The 8,125-nt window shown below is 65.3% G+C and carries 10 protein-coding genes; 1 reads left to right on the top strand and 9 read right to left on the bottom strand.

Features of this window, described 5'->3' with window-relative positions; genetic code table 11:
* From ruvA to VMS96_09565, 6 genes are all read right to left on the bottom strand, one after another.
* On the bottom strand, positions 1 to 583 hold a 583-nt coding region (gene ruvA, locus VMS96_09590; GenBank protein HVP43676.1), incomplete at its 3' end, for a Holliday junction branch migration protein RuvA.
* Between the two features lie 105 nt (positions 584 to 688).
* Positions 689 to 1,426: a hypothetical protein gene (locus tag VMS96_09585; GenBank protein ID HVP43675.1), complete on the bottom strand. Its 738-nt coding sequence runs from the start codon at positions 1,424 to 1,426 to the stop codon at positions 689 to 691.
* Between the two features lie 396 nt (positions 1,427 to 1,822).
* Positions 1,823 to 2,053, bottom strand: coding sequence for a hypothetical protein (locus tag VMS96_09580; GenBank protein ID HVP43674.1), 231 nt, complete (start codon positions 2,051 to 2,053; stop codon positions 1,823 to 1,825).
* Between the two features lie 27 nt (positions 2,054 to 2,080).
* Positions 2,081 to 2,488, bottom strand: coding sequence for a glycine/sarcosine/betaine reductase selenoprotein B family protein (locus VMS96_09575; protein HVP43673.1), 408 nt, complete (start codon positions 2,486 to 2,488; stop codon positions 2,081 to 2,083).
* A 97-nt stretch (positions 2,489 to 2,585) separates the two neighbouring features.
* Positions 2,586 to 2,990, bottom strand: a complete 405-nt coding sequence (locus VMS96_09570) for a thioesterase (protein HVP43672.1) — start codon at positions 2,988 to 2,990, stop codon at positions 2,586 to 2,588.
* A 70-nt stretch (positions 2,991 to 3,060) separates the two neighbouring features.
* Positions 3,061 to 3,759, bottom strand: coding sequence for an iron-containing redox enzyme family protein (locus tag VMS96_09565; protein ID HVP43671.1), 699 nt, complete (start codon positions 3,757 to 3,759; stop codon positions 3,061 to 3,063).
* Between the two features lie 157 nt (positions 3,760 to 3,916).
* Here VMS96_09565 and VMS96_09560 point away from each other — a divergent pair, with 157 nt between their 5' ends.
* A complete protein-coding gene (locus VMS96_09560) occupies positions 3,917 to 5,488 on the top strand; it encodes an alpha/beta hydrolase-fold protein (protein HVP43670.1) in 1,572 nt (523 codons plus the stop codon).
* Between the two features lie 45 nt (positions 5,489 to 5,533).
* Here VMS96_09560 and VMS96_09555 read toward each other — a convergent pair whose 3' ends face one another.
* The 3 genes from VMS96_09555 to VMS96_09545 all read right to left on the bottom strand — a co-directional run.
* Positions 5,534 to 6,355 (bottom strand): lysophospholipid acyltransferase family protein, encoded by an 822-nt coding sequence (locus VMS96_09555; GenBank protein HVP43669.1) that lies wholly within the window; start codon positions 6,353 to 6,355, stop codon positions 5,534 to 5,536.
* Positions 6,356 to 6,433: 78 nt separating this feature from the next.
* Positions 6,434 to 7,828 (bottom strand): folylpolyglutamate synthase/dihydrofolate synthase family protein, encoded by a 1,395-nt coding sequence (locus VMS96_09550; GenBank protein ID HVP43668.1) that lies wholly within the window; start codon positions 7,826 to 7,828, stop codon positions 6,434 to 6,436.
* Positions 7,825 to 8,125 (bottom strand): hypothetical protein (locus VMS96_09545; protein HVP43667.1); only part of this gene is annotated, 301 nt, incomplete at its 5' end. The genes VMS96_09545 and VMS96_09550, both read right to left, overlap by 4 nt.

Raw genomic sequence — 8,125 nt, 5'->3', positions numbered from 1 at the left:
AGCGGTTGATGGAAGACAGGGCTTGTTTGAAGAGCGTCTCGAAAGAGGCGCTCTTGCCGTTTGCGCCGGCAGCGGCGGCGATGGCCTTTTCGGCAGCAGGGCGCTGATAGCCGAGATTGAGCAGGGCGGAGAGTACGTCCTCTTCCACGGGCGAGACGGCGCGGACGGGGGCGGCGGCGAAGGCCTCGAGCTTGTCGCGCAGCTCCAGCACCATGCGCTCGGCGGTCTTCTTGCCGATGCCGGGGATGCGGGTGAGGCGGGCGACAGCGTTGCCGCGGATGGCGGCGACCATCTCCTCGGCGGGCATGCCGCTGAGGATGGTGATAGCCAGCTTGGGGCCGATGCCGGAGACTCCGATCAGGCGCTCGAACAGCCGCTTTTCTTCGGACCTCAAAAAGCCATAGAGGGCGAGGGCGTCCTCGCGCACGTGGGTGTGGATGAAGAACGAGACCTCGGCGCCGACGTTGGGCAGGTCGGAGAAGGTGGGGACGGAGATGGCCACGTCGTAGCCGACGCCGGCGCAGTCCACGACCGCCTGGTTGGGGTGCTTGGCAACGAGGCGGCCGCGGAGATGGGCGATCATTTCAGTCGTCAGTCGTCGGTCGGCGGCGACTGAAGTCCGAAGCATCGTACAACAGATTCGATGAAAACAAGCCGCGGCTGAGTGCGGCCGCGCCACGTGGTCCCTCTAGGTTCTGCGGCGGTAGTAGATGGCGAACTCGAAGCCCGGGTTCGGGGGGAAGAGCTCGTGGACCCTGCGCAGGCGCTCGGCCAGGGGAGCGGGAGCGAGCAGGGGGTAATCGCGCTCGCGCAGTTCGTAGTAGTCCACGTCGAGGAACATGGAAAGCATGTAGATGGCGATGACGTCGGAGAAGGTGGCTTCGAAGTACTCGTTGCGGGCGCGCTCGGCGTCGGGGCCGGAGCCGCCGGCGATCTTGCGGAGCTCGTGGGCGTCGAGCGAGGTCTCGCCGCGGGCCTTGTCGAGCACCTGCTTCCAGGCCAGGTCGGAGAATTCGCGGGAGACGCCGGCGCGTTCCACGAAGGCGTGCCCGACGTTGATGTAGAACTCGAAGGCGACGGAGAACTTGTCGTCCATGAGGCGGGTGGAGATGAAGACGCACTGCGCTTGTCCCATGTCGAGATTGCGATGGCAGACCGCCTGGTCGCTGAGGGCGACGTCATAGCGGTCGGCGATGAGGGTCTCGTCACCGCGGCTGACGGTGAGCGGGACGAAGTAGTAGGCCTTGCGGTCGAGGGCGGCGGCGATGGCGCGGGGCACCACCGCGACCATGCGCTCCAGGTCGTGGGCGGCCAGGGCGGTCTCGCCCGCCATGGCGTAGCAGACGCCGTTCGGCCCCTGGGAGACGGCGACCGAGCGGACGACTTCGGCGGCGGGACGGGTCTCGGCCTGAGTGGCTTGTGACATGCGGAAATCATTCTAACAGCCGGGGAAACACAAGGTCCTTCCACTCAGGCTGAAGCCCGGGAGGGCGGGGTGGGGGGGGCGAATCGGTCGTGGGGCGATAATCTTGCCGGCAAGTCTTGACAGGGCGCCCCGGTTTAAGTATCTTACTGCGATACAAAACGACCGAAGGGTCCCGTGCCCCGGGCAGGAACCATATCCTGCCCTACATCCCCTGGATCCCGGTCGGACAGCAAGGGCCAAGAGCGCGCGGACGACTGACTCCTGACGGTCGTCCGCGCTGGGGTTTTAGGCGGCTCAATTCCCTCTCACAGAAGCCAAGACCATGCGCGCTGCGCGCGCAAGGCGCCCGTGTGGGCGCCAACCGGGGCCGCTCGAGGGCGAGCGGCCTACAACTGCTTAGGGTTCGAATTCGATAATGGCGCCCGGGAGGTGCTGGAACTCGAACTGGCGCAGGGCCTCGGTGAGCACGCGCATCTGCTTGTCGCGCTCCCCGGCGGCGCCGAGGACGCGGCCCAGGGTGTTGCCTTTGGGGTAGACGGCGCGGGGCGGGCGCATGGCGCGCGATTCCGCGGGAACGACCGTGATGAGCACGGTGGGGATGCCTCTGGCTTCGATCTCTCGTTGCACCGCAACGATTACCCGGTGGCAGACCGGTCAACCGCCGGTGAGGACGACCGCGTCGGCCTGGGAGCGCTCGATCTCGCTGGCGATGCCCGGGGCCATGACCTCGTACTGCTTCTTCAAGTCGGTGGAGAACCCTTTGCAGCCGATGTGCTTGTTGGAGACCGCCTTGATGAATCCCTCGGCGGCCAGTTCGCGCAGGCGCTCGATGGGGAAAACGGCGTTGGGGTCCTTGAGGGCCTCGGTGATGTCGTAATGGCCGTGCTTGAAGCGGAGCTGGGAGACGTCGAGGTCGCCGGGCAGGATGCGGAAGGTCTCGTCACCGTTATCGGTGAACGGAGGCTGGCCTTCCAGATAGACCCCGGTCGAAGAGACCAGGGCGATGGTGAGTTCGCGAAGCTTGGAGGTGACCGGCGTGTAGGGGACGCACTTGCGGGACATTTGCAGCATCGCGAGTCAGATGCGGCGTAGCGCGGGCGAGTCGCAGGAATTCGTGATTGGTGATTTCTGATTTACGATCTGTGATTCCAAATCGGGATCACTTCTTCGCTAAGCGGGACATGAACTTGCCGACGCTGACGAAAGCGCGGTCCACGGTGCCGGAGCCGATCTCCTGCCACGGGCCGCCGTTGTTCGACATCCAGGCGCGGACGCGCATGGTGTAGAAGCGGCCGCTGGGCGCTTCCAGGACCGCTTCGGCCTTGACCCGAGCGCCGATGCCGGTGGCGGCGGTGTGGGTGACGTGGATGGCGGCGCCGACGGTGATCTCGTCGCCTTCGGCGAAGGGCTGGAGCGCGAAGAAGCAGGCGGTCTCCATCAGCCGCACCATGTCGGGGGTGGAATAGACCGGAGGCAGGTCGGGGTGGCGGGCGGTGAGGGTGAGTTCGTGGGTGACGGTCTCTTCGACCTCGGCGCGGGCGCCGGCGGGGACGGGCTTGGACATAGCGCATAGTGCATAGCGCATAGTCCATAGCGGATGCAAGCCTCACTATGAACTATGCGCTATCGACTGCTCAGGCGGCGACGCGCGCTTTGCGCTTGCGGTCGATGCCGTCGAGGGCATGCCACAAGGCCTTAGCGGCGGTCTCGGCGGCCTGCAGGGCGGCTTCCTCGCTTCCCGGGTTGTCGCGCAGCTCGTATTCGAGCTTCCGCTTCCAGGTCGAGGAGTGGTAGACGTCGGCGATGGCGTGCAGATCGAAGTAGCCGCAGGTAACATCGTCGGCGCCGTACTTCTCGCGCAGCTTCACATACTTCTCCCGGGCGAGGCGCGGGACCTGTGATTCGTAGGCCCAGAGCGCGGCCAGCACCTCGGGGTTCGAGCCGGTGCGGGCGATGTGCATGAAGGTGTCGATGAGCTCGCGAATCTCTTCCACCGGCTGGTGAGCGCGGACCTCGGCGGGACTGGCGCCCATGCCCTGGGCGAAATCGAGCCAGATCTCGTGGTGGGGACGGCCGTCGGGCGAGCCGACGCCCATCTCGTCGTCACGGTTGGCCGTGACGGCGCGGAGCAGCGGGCCTTCCGACAGGTGAGACTGGAATTCGCTGAGGTAATCGGGAAGACCGGCGACGTGATGGAAATAATCGCAGGCGTATTCCTTCAGGTCTTCGCGGGTGAGCTCGCCTGCGCTCCAGGCCTTGTAAAAGGGATGGCAGAGCAGGTCGTAGGGTGCGATACGGCGCCCCATCTGGCGCCAGAACTCTTGCGGCTGCATGATGTGCCTCGGAACAGACACTCGCCCGGGACGCTGCCTCGGGGGAGGAAATGTCGGCGCAAAGACTATACGGCAGCCCCGGTACGGCAACAAGTACGAAGTACCCGGTGCGCGGTGATCGGCGTCACCGACGGTACAATCGTAGATCGGAGGGCGGATGAGGGGACGAATCTTCTTCTTCCTGCAGGTCATTCTGCTGCTTGCGGCGAGCGCGCAGGCGCAGCAACCGGTACGGTTCCAGATCAGCGTGGCTCCGGAGGTCGCGGACAAGGCCGTGTCCGGCCGGCTATTGGTCTTCATGACCCAGAGCGCAGCCGACGGCAAGCTGCTGGCGCCGGATCTGATGAATCCATCAAGGGTGTGGGTGGAGGCGGTCGAGGTGCATGACCTCGAGCCGGGGACGCCCATCGAGGTAGCGCCCACGCTGTCGTTCCCCAAGCCCTTCGCGCAGGCCAGCGTCGGCGACTACCGTTTCATGGCGCTACTGGACGTCAACCACAATTACAGTTACAAGACGCGCGCCGACGGCGGAGACCTGCACAGCGACGTCATCGAACAGCATGGCTTCGATCCGGCGAAGCCGGCGGCGGTAGCGCTCACTTTGAGCAAGCGCGTGGCGGGGCAGGAGTTCAAGGACACGGTGAGCCAGAAGCTTGTGTCGATGGAGAGCCGCGTGCTCAGCAAGTTCTGGGGACGCCCCATCACGGTCGAGGCCGTGGTGCTGTTGCCGCCGAGCTACAGCAAGGAGCCGAGCCGGCGCTACCCGGCGGTGTACGAGATCCACGGGTACCAGGGAAACTACCTCGACAGCGCACATTACCGCGGGCGCGAGATTGCGGCGGCCATGTCGTCGGGGAAGACCCCGGAGATGATCTACGTCTTCCTCAACGGCGAGTGTCCCCTGGGCCATCATGAGTTCGCCGACTCGGTGAACAACGGGCCGTGGGGCGAGGCGCTGACCCGAGAGTTCATCCCGTACCTGGAGAAGAAGTTCCGCATGGACGGGGTGCCGCGGGGGCGCTTGCTGACCGGGCACTCGTCGGGCGGATGGTCGTCGCTGTGGCTGGAGATCAACTATCCGGATGTGTTCGGCGGGACGTGGTCCACGTCGCCCGACCCGGAGGATTTCCGCAGCTTCACCGACATCGACCTGCTGAAGGGCGACAACTTCTACTACGACGCCGGCGGCAAGGAGCGCAACCTGTTCCGTTTCCATGGCAAAGAGATCATGAGCATGAAGGAATTCGTGCAACTGGAGCAGGTGCTGGGCGACTACGGCGGGCAGATGCAGTCATTCGATGCCGTGTTCAGCCCGCGCGGCGAGGATGGACGGCCGATGCAGGTCTTCGATCACCAGACCGGCAAGGTGAACCCGGAAGTGGTGAAGGCGTGGGAGGAGCGGTACGACGTCTCCACCTACTTGCGCAAGAACTGGAAGCAGATCGGACCGAAGCTGAAAGGCAAGATCCGCGTGTGGGTGGGCAGCGTCGACAATTTCCACCTGGAGGGTTCGGCGCGACTGCTGGAGCAGACGCTGAAGGAGCTCGACGCCGGGGCGAAGGTCACTTACCTGGAGGGGCGCGATCACTTCGACCTGTACCGGGGCGGTCTGGCGGAAGAGATCGCGAAGGAGATGTATGCGGTGGTGAGAGCGAAGCAGTCGCCGGCCGTCAGTCGTCAGTCGCCAGCTCCCGCTGCAAACCGCGTGGGGGGAGCCGATACACGCTAGCGCGCTGCCAACCTGGTCCGAGGTCCTTCGCGGGCTGAAGCCCGCTCAGGATGACAGACGTGAAGGGTTGGGAGAAGGAGTAGCGGTATCTTTCGTTGAGGCCGCGCGTGGATCGTGGACCTCGCTGCGGGCGTAGTAGAGGCCTTCCACCGCCTTCTGGACTTTGGCGGCGAGCTGGTTCATCTGCTTAGTGGTGTAGCCGGCGGTGGAGATGGGCTCGCCCACCACCATTTCGAGCGTGCGCGGCTTGATGTGGTAAGTGTTCATCGGCAGCAGCTCGTAAGTCCCGACCAGCGCGATGGGCACGACGTCGCGTTGCGCCTTGATGGCCACGTAGAACGCTCCCGGCATGAAAGGCTGGACCTGCCCGGTGGCGGAGCGGCCTCCCTCGGGAAACACCACCAGCGGCATTCCGGCCTTCAGGCTCTCGGAGGCGCGGTTGAGGGCGCGGATGGAGGCAATGGCGTTCTCCCGCTCGATGGGCACCTGGCCGGAGCGCTTCAGGTGCCATCCCATGAAGGGATAGCGGAAGAGTTCCTTCTTGGCCATGATGCGGAACTGGAAGGGCAGGTGGACGTAGAGCACCGGGATGTCGAGGGCGGAGATGTGGTTGGAGGCGTACACCGCGGGCCTGGAGGTGTCGATGCGGTCGAGGCCGGTGACGCGCACCGGCGACATGATGGTCTTCAGGATGAGCCACGACCAGAGGCGGGCGAATCCGTGCTGGATGCGGCCGGAGCGGTCGAAGAGCGAAGAGATGAGCGAGAGCGTGCCCAGGACGATGGTGTAGGTGTAGATCAGCGGGTTGAAGAGGAAGATGCCGCGGACCCAGCTGAGCCGGTCGTCGAATTTGGATGGTTGAACCAAGAAAGACGATTGTAGATTTCAGAGTGCAGATTTCAGAAGTCAGATTTGGTCAAATCTGAGATCTGCAATCTGAAGTCTTCATTCTGCGATCGATTTCGACGCCGCTGCCGAGGCTTTCAGCTCGCCGAGTACTTCCCCGACCAGATAGATGGAGCCGGTGACCACGATCAGGCCGTCCTTGGGCGTCAGCTCGCGGGCACGGGCCAGGGCGGCGGGAACGGAGCCGGCGAGTTCGATGTCGGCGGCGGCGCGGGAGGCGGCTTGCCGGACCTCCTCCGGGGACGCGGAGCGCGGGTTGCGCGCCCGGGTAGCGACCACGTGGGAGGCGAGCGGAAACAGGATCTCGGCGATCTCGCCGATGGCTTTGTCGCGCATGGCGCCGAAGACGAAAGTGAGTGGGCGGTCGGCGGCGTATTCGGACAAAGTCGAGCGCAGCGCCCAGGCGCCGGCCGGGTTGTGAGCGACGTCGAGGATGATCTCCGGCCAGTCTTCCGGCTGCATGCTCTGGAAGCGGCCGGTCCAATGGGTGTTCCGAATACCGCGTTCGATGTCCTGGGCGCTGACCCGATGGCCGAAGTTGTTAACCTGTTCGGCGGCGGCGATGGCCAGGGCGATGTTGCGGAGCTGGTGGCGGCCGAGCAAAGGGGAATCCACGAGTATTTGCGAACCAAGGACCTGGAGCGGATAGCGGTTTCGTGCAGAAGAAGACAAGTCGTCGGTCGTCGGTCGTCGGTCGTCAGCAAAGACGCTCGCCGCGCCCGGAGAAACCGGGGGCACATAGGGGACGGCGCTGATGGCGGTGGCGCCGCGGTCGAGGATGGTGTTGCCGATGACGTCGTTGGCCTCGGGGTGCTGGGGCAGGGTGACCACGACACCGCCGGGGCGGATGATGCCGGCCTTCTCGTGGGCGATCTGGGCGATGGTGTCGCCGAGGAACTTCTGGTGGTCGAGAGCGATATCGGTAATGACGGCGACGATGGGATCGACGACGTTGGTCGCATCCAGGCGGCCGCCCATGCCGACCTCGAGCACCGCGAGCTGCACGTCGCGCATGGCGAAGTACTCGAAGGCCATCGCGGTGAGCATCTCGAAGAAGCTGGGATGCCAGGGCAGCACGCCGAGCGCGAGCAGCTCCTGGACCACGTCTGCGACGCGCTCGTATACGGCGGCAAACTCGGAGTCGGAGATCTCCTCCCCCTCCACCCGGATGCGCTCGTTCACCCGCTCCAGGTGGGGCGAGGTGTAGAGAGCGGTGCGGTGACCGGCGGCGCGCAGGATGGATTCGAGTGTGGCCGCGGTCGAGCCCTTGCCGTTGGTGCCGGCGATCAGGACACTGACGAAGCGGCGTTCCGGATGAGATAGGGCGTCGAGCATCAGCCGCACGTGGGCGAGGTCGAACTTGTTCGAGGGCGTGTCGTGCAGCTCGTGGCCGAGGGCGAGCAGCTTTGCGACTGCGTCCTGATAGGTGATCAAGCGGGATTCTCCGTCTCGCGGGTGCGGGCCAGCCAGTATTCGCGGGCGGCGGTCTCCAGGGCGTCGGTTTCCGCCTTCTCGCCGCGGAAAACGCGGGAGACGCCGCGCACCAGCTTGCGGTAGGGCAGCTCGCCCGCTCCTTCGACCAGGAACAGTTCGCCCACGCGCGCCGAGCGATAGTACCAGCGTTTGAGGATGGCCAGGTGCTCCATCAGCTCCAGGGCCGAGGCGGCGCGAGCGCGGGGCGCCGCCGCGAGCGCCTGCTGCAGCCGCGACTCCATGGAGACGCTCTTGCCT

The sequence above is a fragment of the Terriglobales bacterium genome (assembly GCA_035543055.1).
Taxonomy (GTDB): domain Bacteria; phylum Acidobacteriota; class Terriglobia; order Terriglobales; family Acidobacteriaceae; genus JAIQFD01.
Note: the sequence above shows the minus strand (reverse complement) of the source record. Positions and strands in the feature narration are given on the sequence as shown.

Bases quoted from the DNA above. Each gene is read 5' to 3' on its own strand.
- VMS96_09575 (HVP43673.1), bottom strand. From the start codon at position 2,488: ATGTCCCGCAAGTGCGTCCCCTACACGCCGGTCACCTCCAAGCTTCGC.
- VMS96_09565 (HVP43671.1), bottom strand. From the start codon at position 3,759: ATGCAGCCGCAAGAGTTCTGGCGCCAGATGGGGCGCCGTATCGCACCC.
- VMS96_09560 (HVP43670.1), top strand. From the start codon at position 3,917: ATGAGGGGACGAATCTTCTTCTTCCTGCAGGTCATTCTGCTGCTTGCG.
- VMS96_09570 (HVP43672.1), bottom strand. From the start codon at position 2,990: ATGTCCAAGCCCGTCCCCGCCGGCGCCCGCGCCGAGGTCGAAGAGACC.
- VMS96_09585 (HVP43675.1), bottom strand. From the start codon at position 1,426: ATGTCACAAGCCACTCAGGCCGAGACCCGTCCCGCCGCCGAAGTCGTC.